At 51.6% G+C, this 16,287-nt stretch carries 12 protein-coding genes; 7 read left to right on the top strand and 5 right to left on the bottom strand.

What is annotated here, in order from left to right:
- The first annotated feature begins 172 nt into the window (after positions 1-172).
- Positions 173-409: a DUF6953 family protein gene (locus ACFORK_RS22030; RefSeq protein WP_379203038.1), complete on the top strand. Its 237-nt coding sequence runs from the start codon at positions 173-175 to the stop codon at positions 407-409.
- Positions 410-1,203: 794 nt separating this feature from the next.
- On the opposite strand, the gene ACFORK_RS22025 is transcribed toward ACFORK_RS22030, so the two are convergent.
- The gene (locus ACFORK_RS22025; protein WP_379203036.1) at positions 1,204-3,540 is read right to left on the bottom strand and encodes a UvrD-helicase domain-containing protein; all 2,337 of its coding nucleotides are present in this window, start codon (positions 3,538-3,540) and stop codon (positions 1,204-1,206) included.
- A gap of 172 nt (positions 3,541-3,712) precedes the next feature.
- On the opposite strand from ACFORK_RS22025, the gene ACFORK_RS22020 reads away from it, so the two are divergent.
- Positions 3,713-4,597: a helix-turn-helix transcriptional regulator gene (locus ACFORK_RS22020; RefSeq protein WP_379203034.1), complete on the top strand. Its 885-nt coding sequence runs from the start codon at positions 3,713-3,715 to the stop codon at positions 4,595-4,597.
- An 84-nt stretch (positions 4,598-4,681) separates the two neighbouring features.
- On the opposite strand, the gene ACFORK_RS22015 is transcribed toward ACFORK_RS22020, so the two are convergent.
- A complete protein-coding gene (locus tag ACFORK_RS22015) occupies positions 4,682-5,164 on the bottom strand; it encodes an Imm30 family immunity protein (RefSeq protein WP_379203032.1) in 483 nt (160 codons plus the stop codon).
- Between the two features lie 161 nt (positions 5,165-5,325).
- Here ACFORK_RS22015 and ACFORK_RS22010 point away from each other — a divergent pair, with 161 nt between their 5' ends.
- Positions 5,326-8,421: a hybrid sensor histidine kinase/response regulator gene (locus ACFORK_RS22010; RefSeq protein WP_379203030.1), complete on the top strand. Its 3,096-nt coding sequence runs from the start codon at positions 5,326-5,328 to the stop codon at positions 8,419-8,421.
- Positions 8,422-8,643: 222 nt separating this feature from the next.
- On the opposite strand, the gene ACFORK_RS22005 is transcribed toward ACFORK_RS22010, so the two are convergent.
- Entirely contained in the window at positions 8,644-9,786 is a 1,143-nt protein-coding gene (locus tag ACFORK_RS22005) for a response regulator (RefSeq protein ID WP_379203028.1), read from the bottom strand.
- A gap of 275 nt (positions 9,787-10,061) precedes the next feature.
- On the opposite strand from ACFORK_RS22005, the gene ACFORK_RS22000 reads away from it, so the two are divergent.
- Positions 10,062-10,886, top strand: coding sequence for a DUF6492 family protein (locus tag ACFORK_RS22000; protein WP_379203026.1), 825 nt, complete (start codon positions 10,062-10,064; stop codon positions 10,884-10,886).
- Between the two features lie 45 nt (positions 10,887-10,931).
- Entirely contained in the window at positions 10,932-12,293 is a 1,362-nt protein-coding gene (locus ACFORK_RS21995; protein WP_379203024.1) for a sugar phosphate nucleotidyltransferase, read from the top strand.
- A gap of 117 nt (positions 12,294-12,410) precedes the next feature.
- On the opposite strand, the gene ACFORK_RS21990 is transcribed toward ACFORK_RS21995, so the two are convergent.
- On the bottom strand, positions 12,411-13,274 hold the full coding sequence (locus tag ACFORK_RS21990) for a Cof-type HAD-IIB family hydrolase (RefSeq protein ID WP_379203022.1): 864 nt from the start codon (positions 13,272-13,274) through the stop codon (positions 12,411-12,413).
- Positions 13,275-13,551: 277 nt separating this feature from the next.
- Here ACFORK_RS21990 and ACFORK_RS21985 point away from each other — a divergent pair, with 277 nt between their 5' ends.
- Together ACFORK_RS21985 and ACFORK_RS21980 are read left to right on the top strand one after the other, a co-directional pair.
- Positions 13,552-14,793, top strand: a complete 1,242-nt coding sequence (locus ACFORK_RS21985; RefSeq protein WP_379203020.1) for a DUF445 domain-containing protein — start codon at positions 13,552-13,554, stop codon at positions 14,791-14,793.
- A 58-nt stretch (positions 14,794-14,851) separates the two neighbouring features.
- Positions 14,852-14,986: a hypothetical protein gene (locus ACFORK_RS21980; RefSeq protein WP_379203018.1), complete on the top strand. Its 135-nt coding sequence runs from the start codon at positions 14,852-14,854 to the stop codon at positions 14,984-14,986.
- A gap of 47 nt (positions 14,987-15,033) precedes the next feature.
- Here ACFORK_RS21980 and ACFORK_RS21975 read toward each other — a convergent pair whose 3' ends face one another.
- The gene (locus ACFORK_RS21975) at positions 15,034-16,137 is read right to left on the bottom strand and encodes a glycosyltransferase family 4 protein (protein WP_379203016.1); all 1,104 of its coding nucleotides are present in this window, start codon (positions 16,135-16,137) and stop codon (positions 15,034-15,036) included.
- Positions 16,138-16,287: the final 150 nt, after the last annotated feature.

Below are 16,287 nucleotides of genomic sequence, written 5' to 3'. Positions count from 1 at the left end.
TATGAGTATGAGTATGAGTATGAGTATGAGTATGAGTATGAGTATGAGTATGAGTATGAGTATGAGTATGAGTATGAGTATGAGTATGAGTATGAGTATGAGTGTGAGTATGAGTATGAGTGTTAGTATGTATATGAGCATGTAGTATGGATTACGGAAGGAGATGTACACTGTGGAAGTAACTGCGCAGGATGTTGCCGAGTGGATGGTCAAAGAGATTCGCTTCACAGGAACCCTTTATCAGACGGCGGCAATTGAATATGTGAAGACGAATTTCGGCGAGCAATTTGTGTTTGTGAATGAGAATGGGAATGCTTCTCTGGACAAGGAAGTGAAAAAAGCCTTCCGCAAGCTCCACGGCGGCAGGATCGCTTGGGACCGCGATGGATTCTTGTGGGCCTGGACCTAAAAAAACGACCGGTGAGGGTCGTTTTTTTAGATTCAAGAGATCTGGACGGACGGGTTAAGGATCATAGCAGGTATGGGCTATTGTAGGCAGATAAGTAGCATAGTAGATAGCCAAGCTAGCGTCGGGGTCTCTGGAGAATAACAGGAATTACTCCTGTTATTCTAGATCTAGATCAGCAACACAATAATTTAACAGGAAATTCTCCTGTTAAATACTGAATGGAGCCCCGATTTAGCTTCTTCCCGGGGAATTAACTGGAGTTTTTCCAGTTAATTCTGGTTTATTGAAGAAAATCGCCGGATTAACGGGAGTTTTTCCTGTTAAGCTTGGCTACTTTCCTTTGGTTCATATAACAAGGGATATACGAGCTACTTGTTGGTAGCGTGACTAGCGACTCGTCAGCAGAATGAGTTTAACCACACAAAATTAGTTACCTAACAACAGAGAGTCTAATCACATAGGCTAGCTCTCCGCAACAGAATGAGCCCGATCACACAAAACTAGCATTCTCTAGCAGGACAAGACCAACCAGACAAATTATTTACTTTGCAACAGGATGAGTCAAATCACACATGCTAGCTACTCCGCAACAGAAACAGAATAAGCCTTCCCTCGCTCCGGGCTCAAGTTTGTCTAATTGACCCCGCTCTATCAAACTAGCCACAGCTTAATCTTCCCCCAAAGCGCGTTCTCATTCGTATTCTTTCTTACTTTCTCTTACTTTTTCTTACTCTTTCTTTCAAGCTGACCTAATGTCTCAGCTACCTAACTAGACTATATCTACATGTATCCCTCTATACCGGGACAACCCGGGTGCTCTTCTCCATTGGTGTGCTGCACAGCGGGCAGGGCTTGGAGGCCAGATGGTCCTCGGCCCCGCCTGCCTTCATGCGTGTCCAGCCGGGGCAGGACGCGCCGGTGCAGTTCCACACCGGCACGGTGTGGGTCCGGCCGGCCGGAGTTCTGGCGGCAGGCAGCGCCTTGGCCGTGACGACGGCGGCGCTGCGGTGCCCGGAGCCCGTCCGCGTGGACCCGGCAGCTGACCCTGTGGCAGCCGCCGAGCGAAAAGCGGACAGCATGAAGCGTGAGACGTCCGCTTTTTTGCCCCTGTGCCGGGCCGGGGAGCTGATGAACAGCTCCTCCCGAGCCCGGGTCACGGCGACATAAGCTAGTCGCCGCTCCTCCTCCAGCGCCGCTAGCGCCAATCCTGCGGCAGCGGCGCTACTGCTCCCGGCCCCGGATTTGCGATCCTTGAGCCGGTCGGCCTCCAGTGCCGAGCTATGCGGCAGGATGCCTTCAGAGGCTCCGATCAGGAATACGACCGGGAACTCCAGCCCTTTGGACTTATGAATCGTCATCAGCGCAATTCGGTCGCCTTGTTCCTTGAGTCCGGATTGGCGGCTGTGTTCGTTCCGTTCAGTCACATTGTCTATGAAATCAATGAATGTCTGGATGCTGTCAAACCGTTCTGCCGAGGCTTCCAGTTCATCCAGCATTTCTTTTAGCGTCTCCCGGTGTAGAGTAGCTTGATGTCGTTCATTAGCTTCGATGAAATAATCATAGAATTGTTTGCGGATCTGCCGAATTGCTAGTACCGGAATCTGTTCCCGCAGCCCGCGGATCAGATCCAGCCGCTCCCGCAGCTTGACGGCCTTGAAATCCTCCATGCCCGGCAGGGATAGCAGATGGATCAACGGGCCTTGCTTCGGCTGCACGGCCTCCATGCGGCGAATATGTTCCATTCCCTTCTCCCGGTTCATGTACAGGGTAGGAAGGATGTTCTCGATGGCGGCAAAATTACGCCGGTTCAGCGATAGCCGCAAATGGTCAACCACCGGTGAGATCAGCCAATGCTCATAGAGCAGCTGGCCTTCGCCGTAATCGACATACGGAATGTCGCGTAGTAGCAATAGTTCCAGCAAAGCCCGGTTGTTGCTGGAAGCCCGGTAGAGCATGGCAAAATCACGGTACTCCCGTCGCCCGGCTGCTACCTCGTTGACGATGAAATCCACCATCTGCTCCGCTTCCTCATCCGCTGTCTGCGGACGCAGATAACGCGGCTGGCTGCCGGTGCCTTTGGCGGCTTGCAGGGTCTTGGAACGTCGCCGCTGGTTATGGCGGATAATCCCGTTGCCGAGCCCGACAATGGCCGGGCCGGAGCGGTAATTAATATCCAGCGTAATGACCTTGGCCCCAGGATACAGCTTCTCAAATTCCAGAATGAACTCGCTGCGGGCACCGTTAAAAGAGTAGATTGTCTGGTCATCGTCCCCGACTACCATCAGGTTGTTCCGGGGCTGGGCGATCATTTTAACCAATTCGTATTGCAGAGCGTTGGTGTCCTGGAACTCGTCCACCATCACATAATGAAAACGCTCCTGGAGATCACTCAGCAGCCGGGGGCGATCCTTCAGCATCTGGTAGGCAATTAGCAATACATCGTCGAAATCGATTTTGAAATGCTCAGTCTTCCATTGCTCATAGAGACGCAGGACGGCCTTCATCTCTTGCTCGGCGATGGTGGACTCCGGCAGATCTTCCACGGTGCCCATGTTCATTTTGCAAGTTGACAGCACGGTCAACAGTGTTTCTGGCGGATAGGCATCCTTGGGTAGTCCCAGCTCGCGCATGATTTGTTTCAGTAGAATATGCTGACGGCGTGTTTCGCTAAAGATCTCCTGTTGCAGTCCCTGTCTGCGCAGGAAATACAGGAAGAAGGAGTGAAAGGTTCGGGCTTGCAGCCGCGAGACATCACTCTCATTCACACCTGGTAATAGGGCAATGCGCTCACGCATTTCTGCCGCCGCTTTATTGGAAAAGGTCAGCAGCAGCAACTGGCTTGCGGCAATACCACGCACAGACAGCAGATAACCGGTTCTGGCGATCAGCACTGAGGTTTTGCCAGAACCGGCTCCGGCCAAGGTCAGCAGCGGTCCAAGATGATGCCGAACAGCCGCGATCTGCGGCTTGTTCAGGTGAATGCCACCTTGTTCCAGCCTGCGAAAATAACCTGCATCCGATTCGCCGGACTTGACCAGCTCCTTGCTGGTCATAGCAGAGGCCACAGCCGCCTGCGGAATACGTTCCCCGGAAGCGCCCAAGGGGATATTATGAAATAAGAGCTTGTTCAATGAAATCACCTTCGTTTAATCCTTCTTATGCCGTAAAACAGACAATCTACAATATATCATCTGATTCCGAATGATGCACAAAGAAAAACTGTAAATCATGTATTTTGAGATAAAAAGTCAAATCTCCCAAATCTCGATATGATAATTTATAGACAAAGGAGGGAGCGCACCCATGAGAGACAAAGGGCATTCCAGAGCGGTGAAGAAATCGCTAGAGTATATCGAGGAGAATCTGACGGAAGCAGTGACGCTGCGCGAGGTATCGCGGCACATTACCTTCTCGCCACAGCATTTCTATAGAATCTTCACTGCGGCGGTAGGCAGCACTGTTGCGGGCTATATCCGTAGAAGAAGGTTGGCGAAAGCGGCGAGCGAGCTGATCTATAGCGATAAACGGATATTAGATATCGCTTTGGAATACCGTTTTCAATCCCAGGAGGCCTTCACCCGAGCATTCAAAAAGGATTATCGACTAACCCCTGGTCAATATCGAACCTATTCCAGAGAACTCGTTAAAGGAGGAAATACAATGCTTACAACAGATAAGGCGTTGCAGGGCTGGACTGTAACAGGTCAAAATAGCGGTAGCTACAAGGTGTCCGTGGACCAATCGGAGGTGCATACTGGGAAAGCTTCGGCACTGCTCCAATCAGTTCACTCCGTTGCTACTGGATTTGTTACTCTAATGCAAATGTTTAGCGCACAGGCTTACTTGGGCCAACGTCTCAAGCTGACGGCTTTTGTCAAAGCGGAGAACATCGAGGATTGGGCCGGACTATGGATGAGAGTGGATGGCAAAGGTGGAGAAATGCTTAAATTCGATAATATGCAGAATCGCCCTATCAAGGGTTCCAGTGACTGGAACCAATATCAGGTGGTCCTGGATATTCCGCAGGAGGCCCATGGAATTGCATTTGGCATATTGTTGAGTGGCACTGGAAAGGCTTGGAGTGACGAATATCGCTTTGAAGTTGTGGATGCCAAGACACCAACGACTGACGAATCTGCGGAAGATGGTCTGCCGCTGGAGCCAGTGAACCTGAATTTTGAATTGTAACTGAGTTTTTGAGAAAAGGCAGCTCGCTCCCAAAAGTCGAAAAAGCAGCGGGGAATTCTGCAGCGGGGCTGCTTTTACACTGAGTCAGTGTCCCGCTCTATCCAGAGCGGCGATTCTCCCCAGAATCTCGTTCACATGCCGCTCGAATAACTTGGGGCGGTCTTCTTTGATTTCCTCCAGTAAAAAGGAGAGCACCCGCTTGACCTGTGGTGGCATCCCTGCGGCAATATCGGCGTATTCGACCCGGCAGAAGTCATCTTTTAAAATTCTTTTATTCAGCACAATCGCCCAATCCCGGGCCGGTTCCAGCATGGCAGGCAGCGACTCTAGCAGCTGGGTCAGATACATCTCCGTCTGGTAGCTCTCCACGAAATGAACAAGGCTGAACATGACCTCCTCTTGCTCTGTTTCATCATCGAACACCCTGAAAATCTCATGAATGATTCTGTCTTCTGTATCCCCTGCAAGGCCCTCCAGTGTACGGTCAAACCGTTCGCATTCCAGCTCCGTGCGAAGAAACCGATTCTCGTATAGCGTGGCAATGCCGGGGTGCAAGTTTTCTTTCAAGGATATGACTCTCCTTCTCTTCACATTCGAATTAAATCCGTAATTACATATCTTTTATTTTAGAAGCCGTAGAAGAATATTTCTACCTTATTCAGCAGTGCTGGGATACAATATTATAAGATTTATCGATAGTTCATTTTACTGTGCGGGAGCTTGCTAGCATGAATAAAGGCTTGGTCTATAAAGTTGCATTGTTGCTGCTGGGCATAAGTTTGTTGGGATATTTTCTGGTTCAATTCTCGCTTGCTGGGGCCGGTACCAAGCTCAATGCAAGGGCAGGTTATCTGGATTTAAGAGGCTGGGATTTTAAAAAAGACGGCAACGTGGAATTGATGGGCGAGTGGTCATTCTATTGGAATAAGCTGCTGACGCCTGATGAGCTACGTGCCGCTGCCGCAGATGAGGACATCATCAAGGTTCCGGGAAGTTGGAATCGTCATCTTGAGGAGCAAGGAATAATGCAGCCTACTGGGTATGCTACTTATCGTCTGAGACTGCAATTAGATGATCACCAGGAGGGGATGTACGGCATCCGGACCGCCAATATCCGAATGGCGAACCGTATTTTTGTCAACGGAGTAGAGATTGGGGCAAGCGGTTCTCCCTCTTCGGACGGAAGAGAGGGCCGACAAGGTAACGTTCCTTATGCTAGTTTTTTCCCGTTATCAGGGGGAACGTCGGAGATTGTAGTGCAAGTATCTAATACGTTATATGCTTCGGGTGGAATGATCTATCCGCTTCTGTTCGGAGCGCAGGATGATGTTTTAGGTGTAAGAGAGCGCAGCGTCTTTAAGGATGGGGTACTGATCGCTGGTTTTTTTGTACCTGCTGCCTACTTTCTGATCTTATACCGGTTACGCAAACAAGAGCGATCAACGCTGTATTTGGGGCTTTTTTGCCTCTTTGTGATTCTCTATATGATGACACATGGTGAGAAATTGCTGGCGATGCTTATTCCGTCGTTGCCTTACACGGTTTTGATGAAAATACAGCCTATCTGCTCCACACTCGGCTACTATTTTCTGCTGCTATCTGCGGTTGAGTTAAATCCCCAGGCGATTCATAAAAGAATTGTGCAGGGGGCTCACTGGCTTATGGCGGTTGTGGTATCTTCAGCGCTGGTGCTGCCGATGAAGACGTTTTTTAAATGGGATCTTCAGATGATTGGGCTCGGCTTTTCTATGCTGCTGTTTGTAATGTACATTATGGCCAATTCGATTCGGACGCACAAAGCGGATGCTTTCTATATGATCATGAGTATGCAAAGTATTTTTGCGATTGTAGCCATCAGCACCATGCAAGTTCTAGGTATGTATGACGATCAAGTCCTCATTCCTTATGAAATGTTGATCTTCGTTGCTGCGCAAGCATTGATGTTTGCCAGAAGATTCGCTGAATCGGTCCGAGAAGTCGAGGCACTATCGAGCAAGCTACTCACGCTGGATGGGCTCAAAGACGAGTTTATGGCCAATACATCCCATGAACTGCGTACGCCGCTGCACGGCATGATCAATATTGCAGAATCGATGCTGGAGAGTGCTGCCGGTAACGCTAATAACGAGAAACAGGCCGAGAATCTGGCGATGATTGTGGCGACGGGCAAGCAGCTTTCCTCGCTGATTAATGATATTTTGGATTTTTCCAAGCTAAAGAACGGGGAGATTACGTTGCACAGGCGGTCTGTAGACCTACCTTCTGTAGCCCAATCCGTACTGGAAGTGATTCCTTATCTGCTCAAAAGAAAACCGGTGAAACTCGTGCAGCAGTGGCCGGATCAGCTGCCTTTGCTGGATGCCGATGAGGATCGGCTGAGACAGATCCTGTACAATCTGCTGGGCAATGCTGCGAAGTTTACAAGCAAAGGACAAATTACGCTATCCTCACATGCTGAAGGAGACGATGTCGTAATTATTATAGAGGACACCGGCATAGGGATTGAAGCGGAGCGGCTGGAGACGATCTTTGATGCTTTTGATCAGGGTGGAGACGCGGTTCATCGCGACTATGCGGGGACAGGACTTGGACTCTCCATTACCAAAAAGCTGGTCGAGCTAAGCGATGGACGGATCAGAGTGGAATCTGTGCCGGGTCAAGGTTCGCGATTCATTGTGTACCTGCCTTCTGCGAAGACAGTCTCGTCTCCAGTGTCGGCCGTTTCGGACAAGCCAACGAAGCTTGTTGAATCGATAGACTCCGCTTCTGGATCTGTTCGGTCAGTAGAAGTGCAGGAGCTGCGGTCAAGCCGGGCACGGGAGGCTGCGGATGCTGAATACCGGATAATGGTCGTTGACGATGATCCAGTCAATTTGCAGGTGCTGATCAACTTGCTAGAGCTTGAACATTATGAGGTAACGGCGTTCAGCGGGGGAGAGGATGCACTGGCAGCTCTGACTGGGACTCAGTCGTTTGATCTCATCATCACAGACTGGATGATGCCAGGCATGTCAGGACTGGAGCTTAGCCGGACCATCCGTGAACGTTTTATGCTATCAGAGCTGCCGGTGCTGTTGCTCACGGCCCGCAGCCGGCCAGAGGATATCCGGATTGGCTTTGAGGCGGGAATTAACGATTATTTGAGCAAGCCGGTGGACGCTGGGGAGTTAAAAGCAAGGGTGCGTACACTTCTGGAACTGCGTCAATCCGTGCGAACGGCGATTCAATCGGAGCTGGCTTTCCTGCAAGCCCAGATTAAGCCGCATTTTCTATATAACGCTTTGAATACTATTATCGCCATTTGTCCAACTGAGCCGTATCAGGCTATGGATTTGCTCATTGAGCTTAGTCAGTATTTGCGCAGCAGCTTTGATTTCCGCAACCGTGATCGCTTGATTTTGCTGGATAAGGAATTGGAGCTGGTTCAATCTTATCTGACGCTGGAGAAGGCGAGATTCAACGAGCGGCTCCAGGTTGAGCTGAATCTGGAGGGAGACCTTCGCACAATGATTCCGCCGCTTAGTATTCAGCCATTGGTGGAGAATGCGATTAACCATGGCATTATGAAAAAAGAATGTGGTGGCGTGGTTAAGGTATCGGTAAGCCAGAGCGATGACCATATCCGTATTGAAGTAACGGATAACGGTGTAGGTGTAACAGAGGAACGGTTGTCGCTTGCATTATCGGATAGCGAGGGCGGTAGAGTAGGTATGAAAAATATCAATCGCCGGCTGTTGATGCTATATGGTGAAGGTTTGCAAGTAGAAAGCGTGCCGATGCAGGGAACAACGGTTAGCTTCCGCATTCCGATGAAGAGAAGATAGTAGGACTTGAGCTTGTGGGATTCAATGCAGGCAAACTGCTGCCTGGATAATGCCAAAATGTACAAAAACAAGACACCTTCTCAGAAAGAGATAGGTGTCTTGTTTTTGCATTTTTATCCGGAAACCGCTGAGGGGATTGAGATTCTTTAGCGATCTCCATTTTTTCAAAGCCAAAGTACGGAGAACGAGAAAGTGGATCGTGCTCCGTACTTTTAGTAGGGACTAGTGTTGCATAAGAGATTGGTAAAGCGCAGTTGTCTTCGAATCGGGCTCGCTACCAAGCTCCTTGTGCAGCATCTCTGCGAATGAATGATAATAGGTTTGCAGCAACTCGTAATCTCTCAGGCTGGCACAAGCCTGAAGGAGTTGCTGGCAAATCTCCTCAGAGTAGGGGTCCTTATCCCGGGCGGACACCAGCCTTTTGATGGCTTGCGTCTCATGGCCCGCCGTCGTTTCTTCCCTAGCGATGGCGAGCACCAGCTCTATATATTGCTGCCTCAGCTGCTCTTGTCGCGGCTTGGCCCACCAAAAGTCGTGCTCCTCCAGGTAATGTCCGGAGTAGAGGCGAAGCGCATTGTCGTAATGGTGTGATGAAGCATTGGGGGAAGGAGACGGGTCCTTCAGAATCCTCTCCAGTTCCTGCACGAACAGTTCGACATCGGTAACTATTCCCTCCAGCGTCAGCCGATAACAGTCCTGTGCAAATTCAATACCAGCGCCCTCGTCCCATTCCCGTAGCAGCTTACGAATCTGATAGACAGAGGTATGCAAATGGGTCAATCCTTTGTCTGGGGCATAGTCTGGCCATAAAGTGTCTAGCAATAGGTTTTTGCTGACCCACTGTCCTTTGCTATGGAGCAGGAACGCGAAGAGCTCCTGCGCTTTGGAGGTTCGCCATTTCAATTTAACACCGGGCGTACCGCCCCGAAGCTCCAGACGGTGAAAGCATAGGATGGACGGCTCGTATTCTGTCTGCGTAGCCTGAGACAGTGTGTTGTTCTTACGGCGATAAATATCTAACATGCGTGTAACAGTTTTGGCAAAGCGGCCAGTGCTGACAGGCTTGAGCAAGTAATCAAGGGCATTTAGCTCGAATGCTTCGACGGCATATTCGGAGTATGCGGTGACGTAGACGATGCGAATGTCGGGGTCAAGCTGCAAAATATATTCGGCAGCAGCCAGGCCGCTCATCTCCGGCATGCCGATGTCTAGAAAGACAAAATCAACTTTGCATGTACGGAGATACTCCAGGCTTTCTCGTACGGTCGTGAAGGCGCCGATAACTTCGATCCGTCCGTCTGCTTTAATTAGTCTTTCCATTTGGATTAGTGCAGCCTTCTCATCATCAATCAATAGGGCTTTCATCGCGTTGGAAAAGAGGCTCCTTTCACATTATCTTCATGAATGAAATTGTATTTTATCGTGAAGCCAGATTTGAGACATTACTCATAGACACTTACCAGTGGCTAGAATTATACGATAATTTGGCCTCACTTAATATGGAGTTTATTGGTAATTAGAGAGGACTGCCCTCTTTGAAGTCTGTATTGGGAAAGAAGCCTTCTTTTTGCCGGGGCCCATTCGTTCCTCCACTGTCGTTCATATCCTAAAAGTAAAATGATAAATCTGGAGATGAACGTATGTCACTGCCAAATAAAGCAGGGATCTCACAAGCGGCCAAGATTGATGTGCTGATTCCTGCCATTGAAAAGGATCTGGCGACCTTACCACATGTGGTGAAAGCTGTTAGAACCCATGTTAAGCACCCCATTGGCCGAATCCTCATTGTTGCCCCGCGAAAGGAGCGCCTGCTGCATTTTTGCCGGGAGCACAGCTGTACTTTTATAGATGAGAATACAGTGCTCCCTATTACGAAAAAAGACATACATTACCGCTCACGTACTTGGGAACGTTCTGGCTGGCTGTTTCAGCAGCTGCTGAAGCTGGGCGGCGACAAGCTCTGTAAGGCCGATTACTTTCTGGTCATCGATGCTGATACGGTGCTGATTGCCCCGCATCGGTTTCGTCAGAACGGTCGAACCGTGTTTTTCAGCCGAAGCTGGAGCCAGCCGCAGTATTTTGTCACGTACAAAAAACTTATGGGACGCAAGGCCAGCGCACCGTCTTCGCTCGTCACTCATTATATGCTCTTTGAGCGGAGCAAGCTTTCCCGGATGAAGAAGGAGATCGAAGCCCGGCACGGCGTGCCCTGGTATTCGGCTATCCTCCGCAGTATGAATCGGAGTAAGCAGTTTGCTTTTTCGGAATTCGAGACCTACGGCAATTACGTGTACCAGAATAGCCCTGGCGGGATGCTGATTCGTAAGGCACGCAACAAGAGTCTGCACCGTAACGCTGGCGAGGTCTCCCAGACGGAGAAGGCGATGCTGGGCAAGAGTTATAGATCCTTGTCCTTTCATAAACGCAAAGGGTATTCCCGATCATCGCAGGCCAGTCGCCACTGATTGAAGGTGACGGCTGCCTGACATCAGAGATAAGGGGGCGTCAATGTGCGGATCGTTCTCCTGTCCGGAGGCTCTGGCAAGCGGCTGTGGCCGCTCTCCAATGAGATCAGGTCTAAGGTGTTTCTGAAGCTGTTGCGTTCTGACACAGGCGTTATGGAATCCATGCTGCAGCGGATGTGCAGAGAGCTGGACCGGGCCGGGCTGCTGGCATCCAGCTGTATTGTAACGCACGCGTCGCAGGTTGATATTACCGTTAGTCATGTGGGGGAGGGCATTCCCGTGCTTGGCGAGCCGCAGAAGCGGGGCACCTTTACCGCCGTTGCTCTGGCGGCCAGCTATTTCTATTCCGTGCTAGGCGCCAGCCCGCAGGAGACGGTGGTAGTTCTGCCGGCGGATGCTTATGCTGCGCCGTCTTTTTTTCAGCTCCTGCAGAGCTTTCCGGATGTGCTTAGAGATGGGGCGGCAGAGATTGCGCTGATCGGGAGTGTGCCGAGGTTTCCCTCCGAGGAGTTCGGATATATAGTTCCGCAGACAGGAAGCCCGGGCGAGGGCTATTATCATGTAGACCGCTTCGTCGAAAAGCCTGATTCGGCCACGGCGCGAACACTGATTGCGCAGCAAGCGCTGTGGAACTGTGGCGTCTTCGCCTGTTCATTGTCTTTTCTCTTGAATAGTCTGTCTGAACGGGGAATCCCACTAGCATATGACCAGCTGCTGAAGAGCTACGACGGGCTCCCTCAGGAGAGCTTCGACCGCGAAGTGCTGGAGCATTCGCGCCACACGGTAGTGATCCCGTACAGCGGTAACTGGAGTGATCTGGGGAGCTGGGATAGCTTATCAGCCCATCTGGAACACCAGGTTACTGGTAAAGGTAGCGTTTCTCCTGATGCGCACCAGACGTATCTGGTCAATGAGCTGTCCCTGCCGGTACATGTTATTGGCCTGACTGGCGCCATTGTAGCGGCTAGCCCGGACGGCATTCTCGTTGCGGACAAGAACCGGGCTAATGAGATCAAGACGGCGCTCGGGAGCAGTTATTCTGTGCCCAGATACGAGGAGACGCGCTGGGGAACCTCTGTCATTCTGGACGATGGCTCCAGTGAAGATGGACCTGTGACCATAACCCGAAAGCTGCAGATCCATCCTGGCAAGCATACCGAGTATCATCTCCACCACAGGATATCTGAAGTGTGGACAGTAATAGAAGGCACAGGAAAATATAGACTGGATGGAGCGGAGCATGCTTTATCCACTGGTGACATTGTGCAGGTTCCCGCAGGGGCGGGGCATGCGATCAAGGCGGTGACTTCGCTCATTCTGATTCAGATTGAGACGGGTGGACGACCGGAAGAAGCTGATTATGTAAGTTTAGCTCGCAGTTGGAACAGTGGGGCGGAGCAATCTTAGCCCGTCAGGTGAAAGGGTATGGGGTAATGAAGAAGCGAGAGGGAAAAAAGGACCGGGCGTGAATGCCCGGTCCTATCGTGTAGAAGAGGTTCTGTAACGAATGCTGGTGCTGCGTCGTTATTTTTTATTTATCACATGCCGAATTCCTGCAGCCACGCCATCTTCATGGTTGGTCGTTGTGATGTAGTCACAGTTCTCCTTGAGAAGCGGTGCGGCATTTGCCATGGCAATACGGTAGCCGGCAGCCTCGAACATTGGCAGATCGTTATAGCTGTCGCCCATGACTACGGTTTGCTCCATCGGAATACCGTAATGGGCGGCCAAAATGGCCAGGCCTGAACCCTTGTTGGCCTCTTTATGGTTGATTTCGATATTATTGACATGGGAAGAAGTGATGATCAGGCCAGGAATGGAAGCAAATCTCGTAGAAGCCTCTTTCAGCAGCTCGCGGTTAAGCGAGAAGGCTAGCGTTTTATAAATAACACTCTCTTCTTTGCTCCAGACCTCCTCCATGCTCTCTACATAGGTTACGGCTGCCTGACGGAACTGTTGATCGATAACGCTTTTCAGCAGTAATTGCATTTCTTCTGGGAGTTCGTCACCGCCTTGTGTGGACAGCTTCTCCAAGTGTACGCGTTTGTTCAGCTCTACGTAGACGTTGTCTTCTGTGTAGACCTCATAATATAAGTCAGGGATCTCGCTCATCCAGCGCAGCGCCGGGATCACATCTTCTTTATGCAGCGGCTTGCTGGCAGCAAGCGTTCGGTCCTGTAGCGTGACTACAGCGCCGTTGAGACTCACCACCGGTAATTCCAGCTCGGCCAGCCGGAGCTGCTTTTCTGCATCCATATACGAACGTCCTGTAGCAATAATGACAATAGCCCCATGATTTTGAGCCTGTACAATAGCTTCGCGGTTCCCCGGACTGATATTGCCGTTATCGTTCAACAGGGTGCCGTCCATATCCAAAGCAATCAGCATATTCTGGCTCTCCTTTAACGTTAGTAGTCCCTGTAAAGGGCGATGAAAGTGTCAATGATATTTTATCACTAGTTTCCTGAAAACGTAAATTCCATTTTCATCAAATAGACACTAACATGTACAGAATGGGGGCCAATCGTGGTACAATAATGGATAGTGAACTGATAGGCCGGACAAGGTCGCCAGTCCCTTGCCGTCCTGCGGCTTGAGCTGGCGGTCTTTAGCCTGCAAGGTATCTGGCAGGTTGCCTATGCTGTTGTACCCAAGGAGGACCCTTATGAGATCTAGACATTTAGCTACAATATCACTCGTCGTTATGGCGATCGGCTTTCTGATTACGTTATTTCTGCCGGAGAACCTGGCTGTTATTCTGCTGAGAGGCGGCTTTGAAGCCGGATTGGTAGGGGGAATTGCGGACTGGTTCGCAGTGACAGCATTGTTCCGCCATCCCATGGGGCTGAAGATTCCCCATACCTCCCTGCTGCTTAAGAACCGGGATAAAATCATCCAGTCACTGATCCACGCGATGGAGAATGAACTGCTCAATAAGAAGAGTATCGAGGACAAGCTGCGGAAGTTCGGCTTTATCACAATCGCTTCTCGCTTGTTGACCAGGGTGTTCAGCCGGAAGAAGGCCCGCCAGGAAATGCTGGAGCAATTGAAGAGTATCCTGCTGAAGGTGCCTGCCGAGAAGGCCGTTCCGTATCTGCAAAAGGCGGTCTCCAGCTACCTCAGTCAGGCTGATCTTGGCACTGCAGCCGATGTTGTCTTGAGTAAGTTGATGAAGGACAACAAGGATGTGGCCGCACTCGACTTTGCGCTGCAGGGCGTGTCCTCGTGGACCGCGCGTCCGGAGACCAAGCTGATGCTGGGCAAGCTCGCCAGCCAGAAGCTGGCTGAAGTCAAGCTGGGCGGCTTCAAGGGCATGGCCTTTCAAGCTTTTGTCGGATTCGTTGATGAAGAGATGCTCGGCGATATGCTGCAGGGCATGTTAATCTCCGGGATACGGGATTTCCAGGAAGAGGACAGCCCTTACCGCGAAGAAGTTATCCGTGAGATTCGTACGGGATTGTTCCAGCTTATAGGTGACGAGAAGCGTCTGACCTCCTTGAAGTCTTGGGCGGTTGAACAGGTGGAAGGCCCAGCGGCCAACGGCTTCCTGGTGGCTCAACTTGAGCTGCTGCGCAGCAAGGCTGTGGCGCTGCTGGAAGAAGAGCAGGCGACAGGTGGGCGCAAGCTGTTCGCACTGTATGCCATGCTCGCCCGCCGTATCCGCGGAGAGCAGCAGTGGATTCTGAGCTGGGAAACGCGTGTCCGCGATTCCCTGATTGCCTTTGTAGAGGCCAACCATTACCGGATTGGTCTGCTGGTGAAGGAGAATCTGGACAGCATGGACGATGCCAGCCTAGTGAATATGCTGGAAGAGAAGGTGGGCAAGGATCTTCAGTGGATTCGGGTCAACGGGGCATTATGCGGCTTTGTTGTCGGATTGGTTCTTACCGTAATCCAATTGATCTGACCCAAGTCTTGAATAATTGAAAGAAGCGGAGCAGTGAATGCAATCCGGAGGTGGCTTAATGCCCCCCGGAGGGCTTCGCTGCTTTTTTGCTTTATCGGAGCAAGCCAATACCCACTCGCCAGCAATTGGAGCGGTCATCTGGCGACAAGGAATACCGATCGGGGTACCCTCGGCCTCAGCCGTTCGCGGCTAACATGAAGCCTCCCTCTGACTGTCGGCATGCTTCTATGTGCAGATAGCTTACTCCTCGCTGCAAAGGCTTTGATACAGCACCTCTAGCCGCTCCGCGGTGTGCTGCCACTCAAAGGTCTGCAGCGCATCGCTGCGCCCCTGTGCCCCGATTCGGGCGGCTAATGCGGGATTGCGCGCCAGCCGCAGCAAATATCTGGCGAAGGGCAGCGCCTGCGTATAGCGCTCTACAAGATAACCGTTATGTCCGGGAACGATGATTTCCCGGATACCGCCATTCTTGGAGGCGACGACCGGTAGTCCGGAGGCCATGGCCTCTACGTTCACCAGGCCGAAGGATTCATGGCGCTGGGAAGGACAGACGAAGGCATCCGCGGCCTGGTATAAGCCGTGGATGTCTTCGTGGGGGACACTGCCGGGAAAGGTGACCGGCACACCCAGTCGGCGGGCGAGCCCTCTCAGCCGCCGGATGTACGCCGGCTTGCCTCCGCCGGCGACGACCAGATGCGTGCGGGTGTGCCGGTTCAGGAGGGCGACTGCCCGGATCAGTACCGGCACACCCTTGCGCGGAATGATCCGGCCGACGAACAATACGGTGAAGGCCGGAGGTAATCTGTGGAGCCTCCGCAGTCGCAGCCGCTCCGGCTGTGACACGGGGGCGAATCGAGACAAGTCCGCGCCTAGCGGGACGACACGAATGCTCTGTCTTATGCGCGGGAACCGCCGGGCTAGCCGCCGCTGCAGGGAGGCGCTGTTGGCCACGATGAGATCGGCCCGCGCCAGTCGGGAGGCTGTCTTGTTCGAGGCCGGCACAAAGGTCAGGGAATGGAGGAAGAGCACAGCAGGCGTTCGGGGGTGCTTCTGCTTCACGGCAGCCAGCAGATACGGGCGGTTATCTACCTGAACTATATCGAAGTGTTTGCCTTCAAGATAGTTCAGAACCGAGGTGCGGTATCTAGCTGGACTCCCGGCTGGCAACCGCACGATCTCGACACTGGCCAGTTCTTCGGTAACCGGTAGCTGTGGCATGCTGCGGCTGACAATGGTAACTTTGTGCTTCACCGCCAGTCTCTTGGCTATGGCCCAGATACAGATTTCCACCGATCCGCCCCCAGGCACCGGAAACTGTTCCGGCGCGATGATACAAATGTGCATAGTCCCATCCCTCCTGTCCTCACTTCCTCTCGCTCTTTTACCATATGCAACCCGTTGGGCTAAAGATACAGATTGAGTAGAGAGAAGGCGTTTACCCCATTCGAACAGTAAAATGCCCGCATACAATACAAGGGCGATCATGTCTGAGCG

The sequence above is a fragment of the Paenibacillus sp. GCM10012306 genome (assembly GCF_042649265.1).
In the GTDB taxonomy this organism is placed as follows: Bacteria; Bacillota; Bacilli; order Paenibacillales; family Paenibacillaceae; genus Paenibacillus_AQ.
This window is presented reverse-complemented; position numbering and strand designations above follow the sequence as displayed.

Coding starts and splice junctions, on each gene's coding strand:
- ACFORK_RS22020 (WP_379203034.1), top strand. CDS start 3,713: ATGAGAGACAAAGGGCATTCCAGAGCGGTGAAGAAATCGCTAGAGTAT.
- ACFORK_RS22010 (WP_379203030.1), top strand. CDS start 5,326: ATGAATAAAGGCTTGGTCTATAAAGTTGCATTGTTGCTGCTGGGCATA.
- ACFORK_RS22005 (WP_379203028.1), bottom strand. CDS start 9,786: ATGAAAGCCCTATTGATTGATGATGAGAAGGCTGCACTAATCCAAATG.
- ACFORK_RS22000 (WP_379203026.1), top strand. CDS start 10,062: ATGTCACTGCCAAATAAAGCAGGGATCTCACAAGCGGCCAAGATTGAT.
- ACFORK_RS21990 (WP_379203022.1), bottom strand. CDS start 13,274: ATGCTGATTGCTTTGGATATGGACGGCACCCTGTTGAACGATAACGGC.
- ACFORK_RS21985 (WP_379203020.1), top strand. CDS start 13,552: ATGAGATCTAGACATTTAGCTACAATATCACTCGTCGTTATGGCGATC.
- ACFORK_RS21980 (WP_379203018.1), top strand. CDS start 14,852: ATGCCCCCCGGAGGGCTTCGCTGCTTTTTTGCTTTATCGGAGCAAGCC.
- ACFORK_RS21975 (WP_379203016.1), bottom strand. CDS start 16,137: ATGCACATTTGTATCATCGCGCCGGAACAGTTTCCGGTGCCTGGGGGC.